The following is a 20,539-nucleotide window of genomic DNA, read 5'->3' on the forward strand; positions in this document are numbered from 1 at the left end:
GGCAGCGCCGGCCGTTTGATCGAACTCAATGCGCGGCGACAACATCGGGTGTGCAATGGTGGCCTCCCACCCTTCCCAAGGAGAACCGCCATGTACAAGCGCATCCTGATCGCGACCGATGGTTCCGAACTTGCCGGCAAGGGCCTGCAGAAGGGCCTGGAGCTGGCTGCCCAGCTCGGTGCGGCGGTCGACATCGTCACCGTCTCCGAGCCTTGGGCCGTGGGCATGTACGACGCCATGGGCTGGAGCGCCGGCTATGAAGCCAGCCCCGAGTACAAGCAGGACCGCGAAGCGGCCGCGCAGAAGATCCTGCAGCCGTCGCTGGACGCGGCGCGTGCGGCCGGCGTGGCCGGCGTGCAGGGCCATCACGTGCTCGACCGCTATGCCGCCGACGGCATCATCGAGACCGCCGACACCTGCGGCAGCGACCTGCTGGTGATGACCTCGCATGGCCGCCGCGGCGTCACCCGCGTCCTGCTGGGCAGCCAGACCGCCGAAGTGCTCGCGCGCAGCACGGTGCCGGTGCTGGTGATCCGCTGACGCGCGCCCCTCTGCCTGACCGGCCCGGGATGCCGTCACGCGGCGTCCCGGTGACGGCCGGCGTCTTCCGTTTTCAGCGTACCCCCTTCATCGCCATCGTTGCCGAAGGGGGCTTTTCTTCGGCGATTGCAGGGGCCGCGCCCAGTGGAAGCGGGCCGGCGAAGCCCCAGCGGGGCGTTGCCCCGCTCTACGGGGTGGACCGCCGCGGTTCCGTAGCGCCGGGCAGCGCCCGGCGGGGCTTTCCCGGCGATGCCCCCAGCGGGGCGTTGCCCCGCTCTACAGGGTGGACCGCCGCGGTTCTGTAGCGCCGGGCAACGCCCGGCGGGGCTTTCCCGGCGATGCCCCAGCGGGGCGTTGCCCCGCTCTACAGGGTGGGCCGCCGTGGTTCCGTAGCGCCGGGCAACGCCCGGCGGGGCTTTCCCGGCGATGCCCCAACGGATGTGCGCGGTGCCGCGCATCCGATGCGGATCACCAGCTGTACAGCTTCCAGTAGACCGGCGAAACGCCGTCCTTGTCGTTGTCCATGCGGCCATCGCCGTTGCGGTCGTAGAGATAGAACGGCGCGCCGCGCGCCGGGGTGACCTTGACCATGCGCAGCTGGGTGCCGACGCGGTATTCCTCGACGGTATCGCCGTTGTCCATGGTGCGGCGGGTGACTTCGGCGCCGCTCACGTCCACCGGCGGCGCGTCGGCGTTCCGGCCCGTACTGGCGCAGCCGGCCAAGGCAAGCAGGGGAATCAGCAACAGGTGTTTCATCGTGGCGGCTCCTCGCGTCGGTATCTCTCCGGATTATGCCTGCGCCGGAGTTGGCGCGCGTCGTCCAGCGGTCCGGCGCGTAGAATCGACGCATGAGCAGATTAGTCCTGATCGACGGGTCCAGTTACCTGTACCGCGCGTTCCACGCGTTGCCGCCGCTGTCCAACGCCGCCGGCGAGCCCACCGGTGCGCTGTTCGGCGTGGTCAACATGCTGCGCGCCACGCTCAAGGAGAAGCCCGACTACGTGGCCTTCGTGGTCGACGCGCCGGGCAAGACCTTCCGCGACGACCTGTACGCCGAGTACAAGGCCAACCGCCCGCCGATGCCCGACGACCTGCGCGCGCAGGTGCAGCCGATGTGCGACATCGTGCACGCACTGGGCATCGACATCCTGCGCGTGCCGGGGGTGGAGGCCGACGACGTGATCGGCACGCTGGCACTGGCCGCGGCCGCCGACGGGCTGGAGGTGACGATCTCCACCGGCGACAAGGATTTCGCCCAGCTGGTGCGTCCGGGCGTGGAGCTGGTCAACACCATGACCGGCAGCCGCACCGATTCCGACGCGGCGGTGATGGACAAGTTCGGCGTGCGCGCCGACCAGATCGTCGATTACCTGGCGCTGATGGGCGACACCGTGGACAACGTGCCGGGCGTGGAGAAGTGCGGCCCCAAGACCGCCGCCAAGTGGCTGGCCGAATACGGCACGCTGGACGGCGTGATCGCCGCCGCGCCGGCGATGAAGGGCAAGATCGGCGAGAACCTGCGCGCCGCGCTGCCGCGGCTGCCGCTCAACCGCGACCTGGTCACCATCCGCACCGATGTGGAACTGGAGCAGGGCCCGCGCGACCTGCGCCTGCGCGACCAGCACGTGGACAGCCTGCGCGAACTGTACGGCCGTTATGGTTTCACCCAGGCGCTGCGCGAGCTGGGCGGCGTGGCGGCGCCCGCCGCGGCCGACGAGGCCAAGGTCAGCCTGCGCGGTACCGCCGCCGGTTTCGCCCGCTCCAGCGAGGGGGTGCCGGCCGTCGAGACGGATCCGGCGATGGCGGACAAAGGCCAGTACGAGACGGTGTTCACCGATGAACAGCTGCAGGCCTGGATCGAACGGCTGCAGGCCGCTACCGAGTTCGCCTTCGATACCGAGACCGATGCGCTGGACGCGATGCGCGCGCGGCTGGTCGGCGTGAGCCTTGCGGTCGAGCCGGGCAGGGGCGCTTACATCCCGGTCGGCCACGATTACCCCGGCGCGCCGGTGCAGTTGCCGACGGCACAGGTGTTGGACGCGCTGCGCCCACTGCTGGAAGACGCCGGCAAGCGCAAGCTCGGCCAGCATGGAAAGTACGACATCCACGTGCTGCGGCGCCATGGCGTGGAGGTGCGCGGCTACGCCGACGACACCATGCTGGAGAGCTTCGTGCTCAACTCCACCGCTACCCGCCATGACATGGATTCGCTGGCGCACCGCTATCTCGGCTACACCACCACCAAGTTCGAGGAAGTCGCCGGCAAGGGCGCCAAGCAGATTTCGTTCTCGCAGGTGGGCATCGACGAGGCCGGCCATTACGCCGCCGAGGACTCGGACATCACCCTGCGCCTGCATCGCGTGCTGGCGCCGCAGCTGGCGGCCGAACCGGCGCTGGAAAAGGTGTATCGGCAGATCGAGATGCCGCTGGTGCCGGTGCTGGCGCGGATCGAGGCCAACGGCGTGTGCGTCGACAGCGCCGAACTTCGGCGGCAGAGCGCGGACCTGTCCTCGCGCATGCTCGCCGCGCAGCGCAAGGCCACCGAACTGGCCGGGCGCAGCTTCAACCTGGATTCGCCCAAGCAGCTGCAGGCGGTGCTGTTCGACGAACTGGGCCTGCCGGCGCTGGTGAAGACCCCCAAGGGCCAGCCCAGCACCAACGAGGAAGCGCTGGAAGCCATCGCCGAGCAGCACGAACTGCCGCGCGTGATCCTGGAGTACCGCGGCCTGGCCAAGCTGCGCAGCACCTATACCGACAAGCTGCCGGAGATGGTCAATCCCGATACCGGCCGCGTGCACACCAGCTACCACCAGGCCGGTGCCGCCACCGGGCGCTTGTCCTCGTCCGATCCGAACCTGCAGAACATCCCGATCCGCACCGACGACGGCCGCCGCATCCGCAAGGCCTTCATCGCACCGCCGGGGCGCCGGCTGATGGCCTGCGACTACTCGCAGATCGAACTGCGCATCATGGCCCACCTGTCCGAGGACCCGGGCCTGATCCGCGCCTTCGAACAGGGCGTGGACGTACACCGCGCCACCGCCGCCGAGGTGTTCGGCCGCACGCTGGAAGAGGTCACCGCGAACGAGCGCCGCGCCGCCAAGGCGATCAACTTCGGCCTGATGTACGGCATGAGCGCCTTCGGCCTGGCCAAGAACCTGGGCATCGACCGCGGCCAGGCGCAGGACTACGTGGCGCTGTACTTCAGTCGCTACCCGGCGGTACGCGATTTCATGGAGCGCATGCGCGTGCAGGCGCGCGAACACGGCTACGTGGAGACCTTGTTCGGCCGTCGCCTGTACCTGAACGACATCCACGCCCGCAACCAGGGCCTGCGCGCAGGCGCCGAACGTGCGGCGATCAACGCGCCGATGCAGGGCACCGCCGCCGACATCATCAAGCGCGCGATGGTCAGCGTGGACGACTGGCTCGCCGGCCATCGCGGGCAGGCGCAGATGATCCTGCAGGTGCACGACGAACTGGTGTTCGAGGCCGATGCGGACTTCATCGATACGCTGCGCGGGGAAGTGGAGTCGCGCATGACCGCCGCGGCGGAACTGCGGGTGCCGCTGGTGGTGGATACGGGGGTGGGTGACAACTGGGACGAGGCGCACTGACGGCAATTCACCTCGATGGCGCGTGGCGCGTGGCGGCGTGGCGGACATGGCCGTGGCCGAACGGCATGCGTGGCGCAGGACCAGGCACACTCCATTTCGCCCGCGCATGCTCCGTCCAGGAGTGCTTCCCGGAGGGTCATGCGCTCCTTGGTGCCGGGGTATTCGCATGGCGAATGAGGTCCAGTGAATTTCACGATGCATGCCATTCGTCTGCATCGAACCGCGCGGATTTCCAATTATTTAACGCTTGTGGCGCCATTGCTGGAACGTTGCGTAATGCATTGCGTGGCCAATCATGCGTGCCTTCTTTTCCGGATGAATCCCTCCTTAATCATCCCGAAATAAATGGCTGTTCTTCACGAACCATCAATGTCCGTGGTGGTCATATAGCCCGTGACAGGTGCAACGCCTGTCGCGGATCTCTCCCATCCCCTGGAGCAGATCTCGGAGCGGGGATTCCTCCCCAAATCGCCGCTCCTCCAGCCCCGTCGACCCCCCCCTGGTCGGCGGGGCTTTTTTTTTGCGTTGTCCGTTCCGGCCTGCCGGCCAGCGCAGGCAATACGCTCGGGGGATCGTGCAAGGCTTCGACCCCTGCCCACAGATCCGCGCACGTGCCGACGTGGCGGTTGTCGCGCGCCGGCGGCGGTCTGGGCATCATGGCGGAACAGACAGGAACGGGAATGCAGGCCGATGTCGGACATGTTCACGCTGGCGATGCCGTGGTGGGAGTTCATCCTGCGTGCGGTGGTGGTCTACGTCGTGGTGCTGGGGATGGTGCGGCTGACCGGCAAGCGCGCTCTGGGCCAGATCACGCCGTTCGACGTGCTGCTGATCGTGCTGCTGGGCAACGCGGTGCAGAACGCACTGCTGGGACAGGACACCTCGCTCGCCGGCGGCCTGCTGCTGGCGGCGACCCTGATCGCGATCAACTACGCGGTGGGCTGGCTCACCACGCGCAACCTGCGCATGGAGCGGCTGATCGAGGGCGAACCCGTGCTGATCGCGCGCGATGGCCGCCTGCTGGACTCGGTGCTGCGCCGCGAGCTGATCACGTACGCCGATTTCGACGCCGCGATGCGCCAGCAGGGATGCCGCGGCATCGAGGAGGTCGAGCTGGCGCTGCTCGAGATAAATGGCCACATCACCATCGTGCCGCGCAGGCAGGACGCATAGGGTCGGACCGCCGCAGGAACCTGTGGCGGATGACCCGGCGCCATCGCCCATGACCTTCCGCGCGCGGTCGGGGCGGAAGACGGTCGCCAGCGCAGCGTGTTCGCGTGGCGGGGGCGGATGGCGCTACCGCGCCGGATGACGCCCGGTCACAGCCACTCGCGCGGAACCAGGTACCCGGCCAGCCGCGCCTCGTCGCTGCCGCTTTCCGGCTGGTAGCCGTATTCCCAGCGCACGCGCGGCGGCAGGCTCATCAGGATGCTTTCGCTGCGCCCGCCACTCTGCAGGCCGAACAGGGTGCCGCGGTCGTAGACCAGGTTGAACTCGACATAGCGGCCGCGCCGGTACAGCTGGAACTCGCGTTCGCGCTCGCCGTACGGCGTGTCCTTGCGGCGCGCGACGATGGGCAGGTAGGCATCCAGGAAGCCGTCGCCGACCGCGCGCAGGTAGGCGAAGTCGCGCTCGAAATCGCCATGCAGGTCGTCGAAGAAAAGGCCGCCGACGCCGCGGGTCTCATTGCGGTGCTTGAGGAAGAAATACTCGTCGCACCAGCGCTTGTGCTCGTCGTAGCGCTGCCCGCCGAACGGCGCGCACAGGTCGCGCGCGGTTTCGTGCCAGTGGCGCACGTCCTCGTCGAACGGATAGAACGGGGTCAGGTCGAAACCGCCGCCGAACCAGGCCGCGACCGCCTTGCCGTCGCGCTCGGCCTGGAAGTAGCGCACGTTGGCGTGGGTGGTGGGCAGGTAGGGATTGAGTGGGTGAAACACCAGCGATACGCCGCAGGCGCGCCACGAGGCGCCGGCCAGTTCCGGGCGATGGGCCGAGGCGGAGGGCGGCAGGCGGGTGCCGGAGACGTCGGAGAAGCCGATGCCGGCCTGCTCGAACACCGCGCCATCGCGCAGCACACGGGTACGGCCGCCACCGCCCAGGGATGGGCCGGTATCGCGGGAGGCGGGGTTGCCGTCGCCGGCGCGCTGCCAGCGGTCTTCGACGAAGCGGGCATGGCCGTCGGCCTGTTCGATGGCGCTGCAGATGCGGTCCTGCAGATCGGTGAGATAGTCGCGTACGCGGTCGAAATCGTTCATGCGGCTACTGTAGCGCAGGCGCTCAGCGGAACAGCGCGCGCACCTCGTCGCGGCACAGCTTGACCACCAGCCAGCCATGCAGGCCGGCGAAGGCCAGCGCGGTGGCGCCGGCGCCGATCAGTGCGGTCCAGCGGCTGGCCTGCATCTGCGCCAGGACTTCCCGGCTGTCGGGCGAATCCTGGAAGCCGGACGGCAGGATGGTCTGCATCGCCGCGAACATGCCGTCCACCAGCGGCAGCATGGCGAAGTTGGCCAGCGCTACCACGACCAGGAACACGATGAAGCCGATCCGCCCCCATTCGCGGTGGCGCAGAAACGCCCACGACACCACGAGCAGGGCCACGGACGACAGCAGCATCAGCAGGGTCAGCGACAGCGCATGCCGTGCGGCCCATTGCATCGCCGTGGGCACCGGCAATCCCTGCTGCTGCAGCCAGCCCATCGGGTCGAGCCGGCCCAGCACCGCCACCAGCAGCAGCTGGAACAGGCTCCAGGCGATGGACAGGCCGGCCATCAGCAGCGACAGCCTGGCGGTGACGTCTACGAAGGCGGCGGCCGGCGAGCGCGTGGAACGCAGTGGGGGAAGTTCGGGCTGGATCACACGGGGCATTGTGGGCGATGGTCGGGCGCACTATCGCCGGATTCGCGGCTTTTTTACAGGCAGCGGGAACGGCTCCGGCCCTCCCGGCAGCGCCAGGGGGGCGGGCTATAGCGGTTGCCGCGCTGCCATCGGCAGTACGTGGCGTTCGCTCAACGGTGCCAGCTTCACGCCGTGCGGTGGCCGCAGCGGAATCCAGGCCAGTTCGGCGATTTCGGCCTGCGCACGCGGCGTGCCGTCCACCCGCACCAGGAACGATTCGCCCTGCACGCGCCGGCCTGGCTCGTTGACCGCCTCGTCCTCGAAGGTGCCGAGGGCGAGCGCGCCCTCGGGGCGCAGCGCCACGCCCAGTTCCTCGCGCAGTTCGCGGGCCAGGGTGCGCAGCGCATCCTCGCCGGGCTCGCGCTTGCCGCCGGGCTGGATGAAGGTGCCTGAGCCGTGCTTGCGCACCACCAGCACGCGGCCGGCGTCGTCGAGGATCACCGCGGTGACGATGCGGATGGGGGCGGTCATGGAACAGAACCGGGAAGAGTTGGAGGCGCGACCGGGCACAGGATGCACGGTGTTTCCCGGCAGTCAATCGTCGTTGATCAACTGGCGCATGATTTCCATCCAGCGCGCCTGCTGCTGTTGGCTCGGCATGTCGATGCGCCACTCGGGCATGTCGATGTCGCGCATCTGCACGAACAGGCCGCTGGCCTGTTGATTCTCGCGACGGATGCGGCTGTTTGCCGAAGCGGCGGCGACGCTGCTTGCCAGGTTGGTACTCGTGTTGATGATGCCCCCTCCCGACTGGGAGTTGACCCTCCAGGAGCGGACATCGGCAAACGTGTATTGCTTGATGAAAGGCCCATTTTTCAGGCGGATGACACGTTCGTCCGGAACCAGCGCGATGCCCGTATGGCCCTCCATGTGGGAGTACTTTGCGCCCTGGGTGAATGCGTTGACGACCTCGGCGGGGAGGACGTGTTTACTGGAGCCGGCCAGCACGATGATGGCGGCGATGATCCAGCCGATGAAGCCGATGATGGGGATCAACCCGCAGACGGTACCGATGGCGCCCCATGCCAGCCAGGACCTGCCTTTCAGTTTTGCAATGAGGGCGAGCAGTCCACCTCCGAACAGGGCGAACACGATGGAGGGCAGGAAGATATAGGCAAGATCCATGTTCATTTTTTTGGCCGGTGTGTGCCAAGGCTGCCGCCATGGCGGCAGCCTTCAGGGCGTGGGTTTGAAGATTGTTTTCGGCCTTCGAGCAGGCCGGCTACCAAATGATCGAGCGCTTTGCCGCCGACCTCGCTGGGCAGGTTTTGCCCAGGCTGGCCGGCGCCAGGACCGGCTGCCGACGGCGAGACGTTGATGAAGGCCACCGGGTGGGTGTTGACCTTGCGAATGCGCCCCTGGCCTTCATCCTGGTATTGGCCGAACGAGGCATTCACGTCGAGAACCGTGCCTGGCGTCTGGCCACGGCGCATGCTGCGGAAGGCAGAGAATGCCGTGGGGTATCGTCAGAACCCCTGCATGATGCAATCGGCGGGGTTGCCTCGACATTCTTTCTCCGCGGCAGGGGCGTTCGTCGGAATGCTGGTGTCGGGTCCGTATTCGACCAGTACGCGTCCGGAGCGGTCGGTGATCTGCACGCGGGTGACGACGGCATTTACCTTTTGCGCGTTCAAGTCCGCCGACTGTGCGAAGAAGAAGACCTTCAGGCGTGGCTTCCGGTCCCACCGGGTGCGCATGGCTTCCAGCTCGCGGGCGATGGCTTCGTCGGCAACCGGGGCAAAGGCCATCTGGTCGCGGTTGGCCCACGTATAGGTGTACTGCGGGGAGTCGCTGAAATAACGGGTGATGCCGCCTTCGAACTCCTTGACTACAAAGCCCTTGCGCTGGAAGTCGTAGCTTTCCAGTTGCGTATCTTCCAGTTCAACCCACGCATAGGGATGCGCTGCGGCCTGGGCGATACCCTGCTCGATCTGCGGCTTGATCGCCTGCAGCAGGTCGTTCTTGCGGAAGGCGTCGCTGCTTTGCCGGTATTCGCGGGAGTACACCTCGGCCATCTTCTCGAAGTCCGGCGGCAGCTTCGAGGCGGCGGCATACAGGAACATCACCTGCTGCCCGCTGGTCAATTCGGGGTAGCTGGACAAGGGCCTGTCGGCGTCGGGCTTGGGCAGTGCGTCCTGTTTTGCGGCTTCTACGCCCTTTTCCTTTGCGGCTTCAAGCAGGCTGCCGGCGGGCGGAGCATCGTTGTTGCTGTCGTCGTTCTTCTTGCCGCCACAGGCGGCCAGCAGCAGTGCGGCTGCCAGTGCGGTGAGGTGCAGGGTGGTTTTGGTCATCGCTTGTCTCCGGTGTTCTGGCTGGAGGTGAAAGGGATCAGAAAAGCGGCTCGTTCCAGCTGCTGACGTGGCCGTTCAGGAGATTGACCTGTCCGATCTGCAGGCCATTGGCGTAAGCCATGATGGTCAGCGTCTGGCTGGCGGCCTGGTTGTTGCGGTTGCCGGTAGTTGGCTTGCCCAGCAGGTCGCGTACTTCCTGCTCGGTCATGCCTTTGCGCAGGCGCTTCCATTTCTCGGGGTCCTGCCATGCCTCGGCGGCGCCTTGCGTGCCGTTGGATGACGGGCCTTCAAGTGCCGCCACCCGCGCTTCGAGGGCGGCGAGGCGTTGCAGCACCGCGCTGTTGTCCTGCTGTGCGGCGGCGTTGAAGGCAGTGGCCGACAGCAGCGTGGCGGCGACCGCCATGCGGGCGATGGGAATGTGCTTCATGGTCTTTATTCCTGGGGAGTGGCGGTATCGGTGGGCGGGAGCACGGTGCGCTTGAGGCCGAAGGCCGCCAGCGCCAGGGCGGTGAGCAGGCATAGCCACAGGCCGACGCCGGTGCCCAGCGTGTCCAGCAACCGTCCGGCGATGGCGTTGCCCATCCGTGCATCGAACTGGCTGGCCTGTTGGGTGACCTTCCTGATCGCCCAGGCCACGTCCCAGAACGGCTTGAGGGTGGCCAGCAGCGGCAGCAGCAGCGCCAGCCAGGCAACGCGGCTGCGCCAGAACAACGGCAGCGCGCAGGCGAGGATGGCCAGCCACGGCAGGAAGCTGCCGCCTACCGAAGTGCCGAGCTGCTGGGACAGGTCCGACAGGCCGACGAGGCTGAAAGAGCGGCCCTCGCCGCCAAAGGGGTGCCTGATTTTCAGGTAGGGCAGGAGCAGGGCCGATACCGCGAACACTGCGTACAGGCCCAGCACGGGCTTGCCCAGTCGCGTGATCCCGCCTTGCAGGCCCTCGGCCGTACCGGGGGAGTTGGCCTTGAGCGTGCCAAGCGCCGCACCGCCCACGCCTCCCAGCCTGCCGGCCAGCTCGCTGGCCTTCTCTCTCAGCAGGACTTCGTCGCCGACCTTTGCCAATGACTGCAAGGTGCTGTCTTCGCCGAACTGCAGTTCGACCGTCTGGTTGACGGCCGGAGCGCTGTCGCTGCGCCACTGGCCGATCTGGAAGGCGAATTGCTGGCCGGTGGCGGCAACCAGTCCTTTGCCATCGCTGGCGTTGTAGTGAATGATCTTTCCCCGCATGTGGATCCCTCGCTGTGCGTTGCCCCGGACGACGGTTGCCGGTGTCGCACTGTTGGCGAAGGCGGGTGGAATCGTCCCCACGCGCTTCAAACGAAGTTCAAACGTTTTTCATGTCGCTGATCTGAAAGGATTTTCAGGATCGGCAGTGGGGCATCAGGGGGAAGGGAATGGCAGTGGAAACGGGTACGGGGGGGGCGCCAGTGGCGTATCGCTGGAGGTTCGGCAAGGCCGAGTTCGACGAGGGACGTCTGCAACTGGTCGTTGATGGCCATGTCGTCGACCTGGAGCGCAAGCCGCTGGAGGTATTGCAGTACCTGTTGCGCCATGCCGGCGAAGCGGTGACCAAGGAAGAACTGCTGTCCGCCGTCTGGGACGGGCGGGTAGTCGTGGAGGCCGTGCTGACCAATGCGGTAGGCAAGCTGCGTCGTGCGCTGGGCGATGAAACCGGGGCGATGATCGCCACCCTGCCCCGGGTGGGTTACCGGCTCGAAGGCCGGGTCAACCATCAGGTGGTGGAGTACATCCCGCTCGGCAGCCGGCTTTCGGCCGGCGACAGCGTGCCCCGTCGCAGCAACTGGCGGCTGGAAGAGGCGCTGGCCCGTGGCGGTGATGGCGAGGTATGGCTGGCACGGCATGCCAAGACCGGGCAGGCGCGTGTATTCAAGTTCAGCCTGGATGGGCAGCGCCTGACTGGCCTCAAGCGCGAGGTGACGGTCGCGCGCCTGCTGGAGCAGGCTTTGGGCGAGCGCCGCGAATTCGTCAAGCTGATCGACTGGGATTTCGAGCAGGCACCCTATTTCATCGAATTCGAGCATGGCGGTACCGGGCTCGATCGCTGGCAGGACGATGCCGGGCATGGCATCGACGCCGTGCCGCTGGCTATGCGGTTGGCGCTGTTCTGCGAGGCCGCCGATGCGGTAGCCGAGGCGCATGGTGTCGGCGTGCTGCACAAGGACCTGAAGCCGGCCAACCTGTTGCTTGCCGGCGAGCCGGATGCGCTGCACCTGCGGGTGGCGGACTTCGGCAGCAGCCGCGTGTTCGAGTTGGGTGTGCTGGAAGGACTGGGCATCACCCGTCTGGGCCTGACCCAGACCCAGACGCTGTCATCGGACAGCGGCACGCCGCTGTACCTGGCCCCGGAGGTGGTGGCCGGGCAGGCGCCCAGCGTCAGGAGCGACGTCTATGCGCTGGGCGTCACCCTGTATCAGATGGTGGTGGGCGACTTCCGGCGTCCGCTCGCACCGGGCTGGGAAGCGGATATCGACGACCCGCTGTTGCGCGAGGATATTGCCGATGCCGCCAATGGTGACGCCACCAAGCGGCTGGATTCGGCCGCGCTGCTGGCCGCGCGCATCCGTGACCTGTCCGGCAGGCGGGAAAGAAAGGCGCTGGAGGAGGCCGTCAGGGAGCGCATCGCCCAGGGTGAGGCGAAGCTGGCGCGGGTACGTGCGCGACGGCCGTGGGTGTTGGCGACGATGGCCGCATTGGCGCTCGGCCTGGGTGGGGCTGGCTGGTTGTTGCAACGGACCTGGGTATCCGAACGCGAGGCGGTCGAGCAGCGGGACATTGCCCGCGCGCTGAATCGCTTCGTGGCCGATGACATTCTCAAGGCCACCAATCCGTTCGAATCGGCCAAAGAGTCGATGACGATGAAGGAGGCACTGGAGCGTGCAGCTCCCAGGATCGAACAGCGCTTCTCAGCGCAGCCTGAAGTGGCTGCACCGTTGCACGAGATCGTCGCGCAGGCGTACTACCAGCAGGCCGACTATGCCAGTGCCGCGACTCATTTCCGGGCCGCAGCGAGGTTGTACGGGCGATTGCAGGGGACTGGCAGCGCGCCGGAGTTGCTGCAGGAAGCATTGCTTGGCGAAACACTGGCACGTGCTGGCGATGTTCGGCAGGCCCGTACTCTGTTGGACGAGGTTGCCGCCGGAATCGAGAAGGCGCCCGCGACAGAGCGCCCGTTACTGTGGATTTACCATGATCGTGCATTGGCGTGGTGCCATTTCCAAGGTGGCGAATTGCCACTGGCAGTGCAGCCGCTGGAGCATGCGCTTGGCCAGCTGGCGCTGTTGCCGGAACCCAATGATGAGCTGCAGTTCGGGATTGTGCAGGCACTGGCAATGGCGCGTGGCATGGCGGGCCTGCCGATGGATGAGGTGCGGGCGTTGCAGCAGAAAACCATCGAGCGGTTGCAGGCGGCCAAGGGTACGGTATCCATGCCAATGGCCTTGTCGGCTCGTTACGGTGCCCTTCGGCTGCGCATGCTGATGGGTGAGGAGCGTTCGCTCGAACAGGACTACCGTGACGTCATCGCCGAGATGACGGAGGTGATGGGGCCTCGGAGCGAAAGCACATTGCTGGCGATGCATGGTTTGGCGCACATCCTTTTCAAGCAGGAAAAGTGGGCCGAGTGCAGGCAGATGGCTGCCAAGGTCAGGCAGGGCATGGTCGAGCGGTTCGGACCGGGACACATCCATTCGGCCAATATCGGCAATACCCAAGGCTTGTGTCTGCTAGGCGATGATCGGGTTGAGGAGGCTCATGCCCAGCTCGTTGCAGTAATGCGCGAGATCGATGGCAAGGAGGGCAAGACCTACGGCATGGTCAGGACGGCCGTCCAGGTCAACTTCGGGCACGTGCTGGCCGAACAGGGCAAATGGGACGAGCTGGCAGCCCTGCTTGATGGCATGCGGGGCGCGATGCTGTTCAAGGCCAGTTCGGAAGGGCGGGCAGAACGGACGATGCTTGAAGGCCGTCTGGCGGCAGCCCGGGGTGACAAGAGCAGAGCGAGTGGATTGCTGGAGGAATCCATTGCCGTGCTGTCGGAAAAGAACCCGCCGGATTATTGGCTCATCCGGCTTGCTCGACGCGAGTTGAGCAAGCTGGGGTGAGCTGTTTGAAGCATCTTGCCGGCCTGTTCGTGTGCGGTCCTGCGTCAGTGCATGACCGCCACGGTACGTCAGCATAGTCTTCTCCCCGCCCGCGGAGCAGGCAGGGGGCTGGAAGGGGGCTCCTCGCAAACCTCAAAGCACCCGTTTAAATATACGGAACTCAGCGATTCTCTGGTTTTGATGCGGAGGTGAAGATTCTTGCCAGTAATGCTTTCAGGGGCACTTGCTGTGCATTTTCCGCATGGGCCTTGGCGGGAGCGTCGGCAGCGGAAGCTGAACCGGAATTCAGCCCGGCGATTGCCAGGGCCAACGCAAGCATGACCTTCGTTTTCATTGAAACCTCCATTTGATTGAGTGGAATCGTTGAAAGAAGAGCGGCCCACTCAAAGGGCCGCCCTTGTCCGTCTCACTTCAGGTGTTCCTCGAACAGCTTGAGGATGCGCTTGTACTCGTCCAGCCAGGAATCGGCGCGGGTGAAGCCGTGGCGTTCCAGCGGGTACGGGGCGATCGACCAGTTGTCCTTGTGCAGTTCGATCAGGCGCTGGGTCATGTTGACCGAATCCTGGAAGAACACGTTGTCGTCCATCATGCCGTGGGCGATCAGCAGGTGGTCCTGCAGGCCCTCGGCGTACTCGATGGGCGAGGACACGCGGTAGGCCTCGGGGTCGATGTCCGGGGTGTTGAGGATGTTGCTGGTATAGCCGTGGTTGTACTGGTGCCAGTCGCCGACCGGGCGCAGCGCGGCGCCGGCCTTGAACGTGCCCGGCGCGCGGTACAGCGCCATGAAGGTCATGAAGCCGCCGTAGGAGCCGCCGTAGATGCCGGCATGGTCGCGGTCGCCCTGCTGGGTTTCCACCAGCCAGTCCAGGCCGTCCTGGTAGTCCTCCAGCTCCGGGTGGCCCATGTTGCGGTAGATGGCCGTGCGCCAGTCGCGGCCGTAGCCCTCGCTGCCGCGGTAGTCCATGTCCAGCACGATGTAGCCCTTCTGCACCAGCAGGTTGTGGAACATCTGCTCGCGGAAGTAGGTGGGGTAGCGCTGGTGCACGTTCTGCAGGTAGCCGGCGCCGTGCACGAACATCACGACCGGGTACTTCCTGCCCGGCTCCTTCTGCGCGGGGCCGTAGTACTTGGCCCAGACCACGCCGGCGCCATGCTTCGATGGCACTGCGACGAGCTGCGGCTGGATCCACTCGCGCGCCTTGAATTCGGCGCTGCGGGTGTCGGTGAGCACGCGCGCGCTGCCGCCCGCGGCCGGCACCACCGCCAGCTGCGCCGGCAGGTAGGCGCCGGAGTAGCGCACCAGCAGCTGCTGGCCGTCGGGGGAGAGCGAGAAGTCCTCCACGCCGTTGAGGTCGGTGAGTTCGCGCACCTGGCCGCTGGCGGCATCGACGCCGCACACCTCGTAGTCGTGCGGCGCCTGCTGGTTGCACAGCACGTAGAAGCCCTTGCCGTCGGCCGAGGGCACCGGCGCGGAGGTCTCCCACTTGCCGCTGGTCAGCGCGCGCGGCTTGCCGGTGCCGGCCTGGGTGTACAGGTGCGAGAAGCCCGATTCCTCGGACAGCAGCCACAGCGTGCGGCCGTCTGCCATCCAGCCGAAATCGTTGAAGCCCCAGTTGATCCAGCCCGGATCGGTGAGGCGGTGGCGGTTCTGCATGCGGCCATCGCCGCCGACGCTGACGATCCAGCGGTCCTTGTTGTCGTTGGCGCGCAGCATCACCGCGGCCTGGCTGCCATCGGCGTTCCAGCGGATGCCGCCGCCCATGAAATCGCTCATCACCTGCACGGTGCGGTCGCCCTTGAGCGGCTCCTTGCCGGCGGCCTTGCGCAGCGCGGCCAGCGGATCGGTGCCGATGCCCGGCAGGGCGTCCAGCGCCAGCGGGCGGACCTGGCCGGTGGCCACGTCGACGAACCACAGCGCATGCGGCGCGGAACCGTTGCGGCCGACGCGGGTGCGGGTGTCCTCGGTTTCCTCGTAGCCGGACTCGGTCACGTACAGCGGCATCTTGCCGCCGCGGCCGTCCTCGAAATTCTTCGGCTTGGTCGCCACGATCAGGTGGGTGGCATCGGGCGAGAGCGCGCTGTCCACGATCTCCACGTCCGCGCCCAGGTAGACCGGACCGGGCGCACGGGTCGGGTCGGCCTGGCGCCAGCGCTCGCCCTGCTCGCGCAGCGTGTCGCGCTGGGCGCGGTCGCGGCGCAGGGTTTCCAGCGTGCGCATCTGCTGGTCGCGCAGCACGTCGGCCTTGGGCGCGTCGGCGGGGTTCTTCTCGGCCTTGAGCTGGGCGGCCAGGGCGATGGCGCCGCTGCCGGCGTTCCAGTGGTACCAGTTGTTGCCAACGTTCCAGATCAGGCCGCCATCGGTGGCGAAATCCACGCCCGAGGCACGCTCGTTGCCGCGCGTGAGCTGGGTCAGCGCACCGCTGCGCAGGTCGCGCACGAACACGTCGCCATTGCGCACGAAGGCCATGCGCTGGCGCTGGCGGTCATAGACGCGGTTGGCCGCATCCAGGGTGCCGCGCTGGTCGTCGGCGACCTGGGCGGCCACGCCACCGGCCAGCGGCTGGCGGAAGGTGTCGCGTACCGGGCTGCCCTGGCGCTTGAGCGTGTACTCGACCTGCTGGCCGTTCCACGACCACCAGGCCGATTCCACCGGCGGCCCGATCCAGTCCGGGTCGGCCATCGCCTGTTCGATGGTGATCGGCGTGGGCGCGGCATGGACGCTACCGGTGGCGGCGGCCAACAGCAGCAGGGACAGGGGCAGGAGTCTGGGCATCACGGGCACCGTTGGAGAAAACCGGCAAAGCCTAGCAGCCCGCTTCCAGGATGGGCTGGGCCACTGGTCATGGGCCAGCCGGCAAACCGCCGGCCAGGCCGGCGCGGCAGGCGCTCCGGGGCCGCCGCCGCGTTTGTCCGGTTTCCGCCAGCGGCTATGCTGGGCGCCGGCCGCGCTATGGTTCCGCGGCGGTTTTCCCTGAAGGTCGTCCCGCGTGCCTGTTGCCCCTCCGATTTCTCCTGCCCCGCATCCTCTCGCCGTCGGTGCGCCCGGGCGGCCGCTGGCGGCGATCGCCACTTCGCGGATCGACCTGTCCACATTCCTTGAACACGTGCGTGGCGTGGCGGCACTGCTGCCGCCCGGCCGCCATGCGGTCAACCTGTGCGAGGACCGCTACCGGTTCCTGGTCGGCTTCTGTGCGGTCGCCCTGCGCGGACAGGTGAACCTGCTGCCGCCCTCGCGCGCGCCGGCGGTCGTGGCCGAAGTGCAGCAGCGCCATGACCAGGCCTGGTGCCTGGGCGACGCCGCACCCGATCCGCTGCCGCCGGGCTGGTTCGCGTTGCCGGAGGAACTTCCGCGGCTGCCGGGCGATGTTCCGCAGCTCGATGCGGCGCAGCTGGTCGCCATCGGCTTCACCTCGGGCAGCACCGGCGCGCCGGCGGCCAATCCCAAGACCTGGGGCGCGTTCGTGACCAGCACCGCGCAGAACCTGCAGGCGCTGGGCGACCTGTGGAGCGGGCAGGTGCCCTCGGTGGTCGCCACGGTGCCGCCGCAGCACATGTACGGCATGGAGATGTCGGTGCTGCTGCCGCTGCTGGCGCCGGCCGTTCTTCCCGCAGGACGTGGCGCAGGCGCTGGCCGAGGTGCCCGCGCCGCGGCTGCTGGTCACCACGCCGGTGCACCTGAAGGCGCTGGTCGAAGCGGGCGTGGACCTGCCGCCGCTGGCCGGCATCGTCACCGCCACCGCGCCGTTGCCGCAGCCGCTGGCCGAAGCGGCCGAAGCGCGTTTCGCCACGGAAGTGCGCGAAGTGTTCGGTTCCACCGAGACCTGCATCTTCGCCCGCCGCCGCACCGCCCGGGAGCAGGCATGGACGCTGTTGCCGGGCGTGCGCCTGGAACCGCAGGAGGACGGCACCCTGGTCCACGCGCCGCACCTGCCGGCGGCGGTGCTGCTGGCCGACCTGGTCGAGCTGTTGCCGGCAGGCCGTTTCCTGCTGCGCGGCCGCCGCGCCGACCTGCTGGAGATCGCCGGCAAGCGCGCGTCGCTGGGCGACCTGACGCGGCGCCTGCAGGCGGTGCCCGGCGTGCGCGATGCGGTGATGGTGCAGCTGGACCCGGAGCCGGGTCAGGCGGTGGGCCGCATCGCGGCACTGGTGGTGGCGCCGGAGCGCGATGAGGCGGAGATCCTGCGCGAACTGCGCGCGGGCATGGACCCGGTGTTCCTGCCGCGCCCGTTGCGCAGGGTGGCGTGCCTGCCGCGCAACGAGACGGGGAAGTTGCCGAGGGATGCGGTGCTGGCGTTGCTGCGGGGTGGGGAATAATCCGGCCGTTGCCGTTGCCCGTGATTTTGCTGTGCCCTTGGCATTTGACTCACCCCGGCCGTAGAGCGAGCCGAGCACCGCAGTGGGCTGAGGGGCGAAGAGGCGCACGTGTCTGAGCGAAGCGAGTTGTGCGCCGTCCCCTCGGCACGCGAGGAGCGTAGGGAACCGGCGGGCGCAGCCCGACGGATCGCGGCCCGGCCCGTGTTTCTCTTGGTTACTTCTCTTTGCTCGTGCAAAGAGAAGTAACCAAGAGAAGTGTTTTTCCAACAGCCGAATGGCTGGTCAAGCACGCCCCTGCCTCCGCGCCCTCCGTGCCTGCGGCACTCCGGGTCCACTACGCCGCCGGGATTTTTCGACGAGACATCCCTGTCTCGTCGAAAAACGACGTGCGTCCCTGCACGTCGCCCCTGCGGGGTCTTGTCCGTCGGCTCCGTCGCTACGGAAGGGGATCCGGAAGTCAAAAGCCAAGGCAAGAGCAGAATCAGGGGCAACCGCAACCGCAACCGCAACCGCAGTCAGGCGCCGTGCACCCCGTCGATCTCCACCCGCAGATCGCGCCGGCACACTTCCGCGTGCAGCACGATGTATGGCACCTCCGCCGGCAGCTGCCGCGCCAGCGCCTGCCGTATCGCCGGGATCTCCGCCGCATCGCGTACGTAGACCTTCAGCCGGCTGCCCGCGCCGAAATGCGCCGGCAATGCCGGCAGGCGCGCGCGCGCCGTGCCCACCAGCGCGTCGAGATTGGCGAAGGTTTCCTCCAGCTGGCGCAGCGTGTCCTCGCCGTGCAGCGTGGCGTGGCCGACCACGCTGGCGGTGCCGGACAGCAGCAGCGGCAGCGCGCTGCCCGGCGCGGCGAGCATGCCGCGGGCGAAGCTGGGCGACTGCGGGCCGTACTGGCGCGGATAGCGCCAGGCGCTGACCTGGCGCGGGTTCTCCAGCGGTGTGCCGGGCACGCGCGCGGCCAGCCAATAGACCTGCAGCACGCGCACGCCATCCAGGCGGCCGATGGCGGTGGCCGCGGGCAGGGTGCCGACGTCGATGGTGCCGATGCCGCGGGCGCGGCCGATGCAGAACTGGCGGTAGCGCTCGTCGTCGCCCTCGCCCTCGGTGATCGCGTCCAGGTAGTTCCAGATGCGCAGCAGATGCGGGTAGCCCTGCTGCGGCAGCGCCGACAGCAGCCGCGCATAGGCATGCGCGCCGGCTTCGAGGATGCCGCCGTGGCGGGATTCGGCGATCTGCAGCGCGCCGAACATCAGTGCGCCGTCGCTGGCCCAGGCCAGGCCGTCGGCCTCGCGGCCGCTGCGCACCGTCCCGGCGCCGCGCCAGACTTCCAGCCGCGGCTCGCCTTCCGGTTGCAGGCCGACCTGCAGGTAGCGCGGGTCGTCGCTGGCGGGGGCGCCGTCGCCGGCCTGGAAGCCGAACACGGCCAGCACCTGCGGATCGGCCAGCAGGGCCGGCAGCTGCGCCGGATCGGCGTAGTCCACCTCCAGCCCGGCGGCGGGCGCGAAGCCGGAAACCGCGTTCATCGCGCGCTCCCGCAGCCATGGAGGCAGGCAGGTTGGGCGGGAGGGAAAACGGAAGCAGGGCAGGGGAACAAGGACGTCATCGTGCGGGCGGATCGGTGCTGCAGAAAGCGCCATGATACCGCGCGCGCCGTGGCGGCCATGGTTGCGCCGCGGGCGGCGATACCGGATCGTTGCGCATCAATCTCCTAGTGGAAGTGGCGATGTCGCAACAAACCGAGGCCGAGCGCGAGCTGGCCGGGCTGCTGGTCCAGAGCCTGAACCTGGAAGACGTGGACCCGGCGGCGATCGATCCGGAGGCGGCGCTGTTCAACGACGGGCTGGGCCTGGATTCGATCGACGCGCTGGAGCTGGCCCTGGCCATCGGCAAGCGCTACGGCTTCCAGCTGCGCTCGGACAACGACGACAACCGCCGCATCTTCGCCTCGCTGCGCGCGCTGTCGGCGCACGTGCAGGCGAACCGGACCGCCTGAACGCCATGAGCGGCGCCGGCCACGCGCCCGGCCACGGGCCGGCCGCCAGCATCCTGCGGATCGTGCTGTTGCTGGCCTATCCGGCGCTCTCGCATGTGGCCAGCCTGCGCAGCGAGGGCGGCTGGGCCGCGCTGGCGCTGTTCGGGCTGGTGCTGCTGTGCCTGCTCGATGCGCTGGGCCGCCGCCGGCCCGTGGCCTGGGCCGCGCTGCTGGCATCGGGGCTGCTGCTGGCCTGGCTGGGGCGCTCGCCGTGGGCGTGGATGCTGCTGCTGGCGCCGCCGGTGGTGTTCCCGTTGCTGGTGGCCTGGGGCTTCGCGCGCTCGCTGCGGCCGGGCCGGCTGCCGCTGATCACCCGCATCGTGCAGGCCCTGCATGCGCGTGCCGGAGTACCGGTCGACGACCGGCTGGAGCGCTATACACGACGCCTGACCGCGGCGTGGGCGCTGCTGCTGGCGCTGCTGGCGGCGATCAACCTGGGGCTGGCGATGAGCGCGGTGCCTGACGGCCTGCTGGCCGCGTTCGGCCGGCAGCCGCGCTGGCCGCTGAGCCATGCGCAGTGGTCGTGGTGCGCGAACGTGGCCGACTGGGGCCTGATCGGCGGCTTCTTCGTGGCCGAATACGCGCTGCGCTGCCGGCTGTTCCCGCAACGGCCCTACCGCAGTGCCGGCCAGTTCGTGCGCCAGATGGGGCAGCTCGGCCCGGCATTCTGGCGCGACCTGCTGCGTTGAACGCGGCGGGCCGCGGGTATCCTGTGGCCCACCCCGCCGC

Annotated in this window: 18 protein-coding genes and 1 pseudogene; 7 read left to right on the top strand and 12 right to left on the bottom strand. The window is 68.0% G+C overall.

Annotated elements, in window-relative coordinates:
* The first annotated feature begins 90 nt into the window (after positions 1–90).
* The gene (locus tag QMX80_RS06070) at positions 91–540 is read left to right on the top strand and encodes a universal stress protein (protein ID WP_055767184.1); all 450 of its coding nucleotides are present in this window, start codon (positions 91–93) and stop codon (positions 538–540) included.
* Positions 541–1,008: 468 nt separating this feature from the next.
* Here the strand turns inward: QMX80_RS06070 and QMX80_RS06075 are convergent, their stop codons facing one another.
* Complete coding sequence (locus QMX80_RS06075) at positions 1,009–1,296, bottom strand: DUF2782 domain-containing protein (protein ID WP_055767181.1); 288 nt, start codon at positions 1,294–1,296, stop codon at positions 1,009–1,011.
* 92 nt (positions 1,297–1,388) lie between these two features.
* On the opposite strand from QMX80_RS06075, the gene polA reads away from it, so the two are divergent.
* Both polA and QMX80_RS06085 read left to right on the top strand, forming a co-directional pair.
* Positions 1,389–4,157, top strand: a complete 2,769-nt coding sequence (gene polA / locus QMX80_RS06080) for a DNA polymerase I (protein ID WP_282275905.1) — start codon at positions 1,389–1,391, stop codon at positions 4,155–4,157.
* Positions 4,158–4,847: 690 nt separating this feature from the next.
* On the top strand, positions 4,848–5,330 hold the full coding sequence (locus QMX80_RS06085) for a YetF domain-containing protein (RefSeq protein ID WP_055767176.1): 483 nt from the start codon (positions 4,848–4,850) through the stop codon (positions 5,328–5,330).
* Between the two features lie 146 nt (positions 5,331–5,476).
* On the opposite strand, the gene hemF is transcribed toward QMX80_RS06085, so the two are convergent.
* The 8 genes from hemF to QMX80_RS06125 all read right to left on the bottom strand — a co-directional run bounded on the left by hemF (position 5,477) and on the right by QMX80_RS06125 (position 10,567).
* Complete coding sequence (gene hemF, locus QMX80_RS06090) at positions 5,477–6,412, bottom strand: oxygen-dependent coproporphyrinogen oxidase (protein ID WP_282275906.1); 936 nt, start codon at positions 6,410–6,412, stop codon at positions 5,477–5,479.
* A gap of 22 nt (positions 6,413–6,434) precedes the next feature.
* Positions 6,435–7,013, bottom strand: a complete 579-nt coding sequence (locus tag QMX80_RS06095) for a hypothetical protein (RefSeq protein ID WP_082443535.1) — start codon at positions 7,011–7,013, stop codon at positions 6,435–6,437.
* Positions 7,014–7,118: 105 nt separating this feature from the next.
* Positions 7,119–7,523: an NUDIX domain-containing protein gene (locus tag QMX80_RS06100; RefSeq protein WP_282275907.1), complete on the bottom strand. Its 405-nt coding sequence runs from the start codon at positions 7,521–7,523 to the stop codon at positions 7,119–7,121.
* Positions 7,524–7,586: 63 nt separating this feature from the next.
* Positions 7,587–8,177, bottom strand: coding sequence for a DUF4755 domain-containing protein (locus tag QMX80_RS06105; protein ID WP_282275909.1), 591 nt, complete (start codon positions 8,175–8,177; stop codon positions 7,587–7,589).
* 2 nt (positions 8,178–8,179) lie between these two features.
* A complete protein-coding gene (locus QMX80_RS06110; protein WP_282275911.1) occupies positions 8,180–8,485 on the bottom strand; it encodes a hypothetical protein in 306 nt (101 codons plus the stop codon).
* Between the two features lie 33 nt (positions 8,486–8,518).
* Positions 8,519–9,343, bottom strand: a complete 825-nt coding sequence (locus QMX80_RS06115) for a DUF4852 domain-containing protein (RefSeq protein ID WP_282275912.1) — start codon at positions 9,341–9,343, stop codon at positions 8,519–8,521.
* A gap of 37 nt (positions 9,344–9,380) precedes the next feature.
* Positions 9,381–9,770: an outer membrane protein assembly factor BamE gene (gene bamE / locus QMX80_RS06120; RefSeq protein ID WP_282275914.1), complete on the bottom strand. Its 390-nt coding sequence runs from the start codon at positions 9,768–9,770 to the stop codon at positions 9,381–9,383.
* Positions 9,771–9,775: 5 nt separating this feature from the next.
* Positions 9,776–10,567 (bottom strand): hypothetical protein, encoded by a 792-nt coding sequence (locus tag QMX80_RS06125; protein WP_282275915.1) that lies wholly within the window; start codon positions 10,565–10,567, stop codon positions 9,776–9,778.
* A 167-nt stretch (positions 10,568–10,734) separates the two neighbouring features.
* On the opposite strand from QMX80_RS06125, the gene QMX80_RS06130 reads away from it, so the two are divergent.
* Positions 10,735–13,461, top strand: a complete 2,727-nt coding sequence (locus QMX80_RS06130; protein WP_282275917.1) for a winged helix-turn-helix domain-containing protein — start codon at positions 10,735–10,737, stop codon at positions 13,459–13,461.
* Between the two features lie 160 nt (positions 13,462–13,621).
* Here QMX80_RS06130 and QMX80_RS06135 read toward each other — a convergent pair whose 3' ends face one another.
* Together QMX80_RS06135 and QMX80_RS06140 are read right to left on the bottom strand one after the other, a co-directional pair.
* Positions 13,622–13,795 carry a hypothetical protein gene (locus QMX80_RS06135; protein WP_282275920.1) on the bottom strand — a complete coding sequence of 58 codons (174 nt, stop codon included), beginning with the start codon at positions 13,793–13,795 and terminating at the stop codon, positions 13,622–13,624.
* A 72-nt stretch (positions 13,796–13,867) separates the two neighbouring features.
* A complete protein-coding gene (locus QMX80_RS06140; protein WP_282275922.1) occupies positions 13,868–16,234 on the bottom strand; it encodes a S9 family peptidase in 2,367 nt (788 codons plus the stop codon).
* A gap of 214 nt (positions 16,235–16,448) precedes the next feature.
* Here QMX80_RS06140 and QMX80_RS06145 point away from each other — a divergent pair.
* Positions 16,449–17,775: pseudogene (locus QMX80_RS06145) on the top strand (AMP-binding protein).
* 515 nt (positions 17,776–18,290) lie between these two features.
* On the opposite strand, the gene QMX80_RS06150 reads toward QMX80_RS06145, so the two are convergent.
* Positions 18,291–19,301 (bottom strand): pteridine-dependent deoxygenase, encoded by a 1,011-nt coding sequence (locus tag QMX80_RS06150; protein ID WP_282275923.1) that lies wholly within the window; start codon positions 19,299–19,301, stop codon positions 18,291–18,293.
* Positions 19,302–19,501: 200 nt separating this feature from the next.
* Here QMX80_RS06150 and QMX80_RS06155 point away from each other — a divergent pair, with 200 nt between their 5' ends.
* Positions 19,502–19,771 carry a phosphopantetheine-binding protein gene (locus QMX80_RS06155; protein WP_273081464.1) on the top strand — a complete coding sequence of 90 codons (270 nt, stop codon included), beginning with the start codon at positions 19,502–19,504 and terminating at the stop codon, positions 19,769–19,771.
* A gap of 5 nt (positions 19,772–19,776) precedes the next feature.
* Positions 19,777–20,499: a ketosynthase gene (locus tag QMX80_RS06160; RefSeq protein ID WP_282275924.1), complete on the top strand. Its 723-nt coding sequence runs from the start codon at positions 19,777–19,779 to the stop codon at positions 20,497–20,499.
* Positions 20,500–20,539: the final 40 nt, after the last annotated feature.

The sequence above is a fragment of the Stenotrophomonas sp. PS02297 genome, assembly GCF_029959705.1.
Taxonomy (GTDB): Bacteria; Pseudomonadota; Gammaproteobacteria; order Xanthomonadales; family Xanthomonadaceae; genus Stenotrophomonas; species Stenotrophomonas nitritireducens.

Bases quoted from the DNA above. Each gene is read 5' to 3' on its own strand.
- QMX80_RS06125 (WP_282275915.1), bottom strand. From the start codon at position 10,567: ATGCGGGGAAAGATCATTCACTACAACGCCAGCGATGGCAAAGGACTG.
- QMX80_RS06130 (WP_282275917.1), top strand. From the start codon at position 10,735: ATGGCAGTGGAAACGGGTACGGGGGGGGCGCCAGTGGCGTATCGCTGG.
- QMX80_RS06105 (WP_282275909.1), bottom strand. From the start codon at position 8,177: ATGGATCTTGCCTATATCTTCCTGCCCTCCATCGTGTTCGCCCTGTTC.
- QMX80_RS06085 (WP_055767176.1), top strand. From the start codon at position 4,848: ATGTCGGACATGTTCACGCTGGCGATGCCGTGGTGGGAGTTCATCCTG.
- polA (WP_282275905.1), top strand. From the start codon at position 1,389: ATGAGCAGATTAGTCCTGATCGACGGGTCCAGTTACCTGTACCGCGCG.
- QMX80_RS06115 (WP_282275912.1), bottom strand. From the start codon at position 9,343: ATGACCAAAACCACCCTGCACCTCACCGCACTGGCAGCCGCACTGCTG.
- QMX80_RS06155 (WP_273081464.1), top strand. From the start codon at position 19,502: ATGTCGCAACAAACCGAGGCCGAGCGCGAGCTGGCCGGGCTGCTGGTC.
- QMX80_RS06160 (WP_282275924.1), top strand. From the start codon at position 19,777: ATGAGCGGCGCCGGCCACGCGCCCGGCCACGGGCCGGCCGCCAGCATC.
- QMX80_RS06070 (WP_055767184.1), top strand. From the start codon at position 91: ATGTACAAGCGCATCCTGATCGCGACCGATGGTTCCGAACTTGCCGGC.
- bamE (WP_282275914.1), bottom strand. From the start codon at position 9,770: ATGAAGCACATTCCCATCGCCCGCATGGCGGTCGCCGCCACGCTGCTG.
- QMX80_RS06140 (WP_282275922.1), bottom strand. From the start codon at position 16,234: ATGCCCAGACTCCTGCCCCTGTCCCTGCTGCTGTTGGCCGCCGCCACC.
- QMX80_RS06135 (WP_282275920.1), bottom strand. From the start codon at position 13,795: ATGAAAACGAAGGTCATGCTTGCGTTGGCCCTGGCAATCGCCGGGCTG.
- hemF (WP_282275906.1), bottom strand. From the start codon at position 6,412: ATGAACGATTTCGACCGCGTACGCGACTATCTCACCGATCTGCAGGAC.
- QMX80_RS06110 (WP_282275911.1), bottom strand. From the start codon at position 8,485: ATGCGCCGTGGCCAGACGCCAGGCACGGTTCTCGACGTGAATGCCTCG.
- QMX80_RS06075 (WP_055767181.1), bottom strand. From the start codon at position 1,296: ATGAAACACCTGTTGCTGATTCCCCTGCTTGCCTTGGCCGGCTGCGCC.
- QMX80_RS06150 (WP_282275923.1), bottom strand. From the start codon at position 19,301: ATGAACGCGGTTTCCGGCTTCGCGCCCGCCGCCGGGCTGGAGGTGGAC.
- QMX80_RS06100 (WP_282275907.1), bottom strand. From the start codon at position 7,523: ATGACCGCCCCCATCCGCATCGTCACCGCGGTGATCCTCGACGACGCC.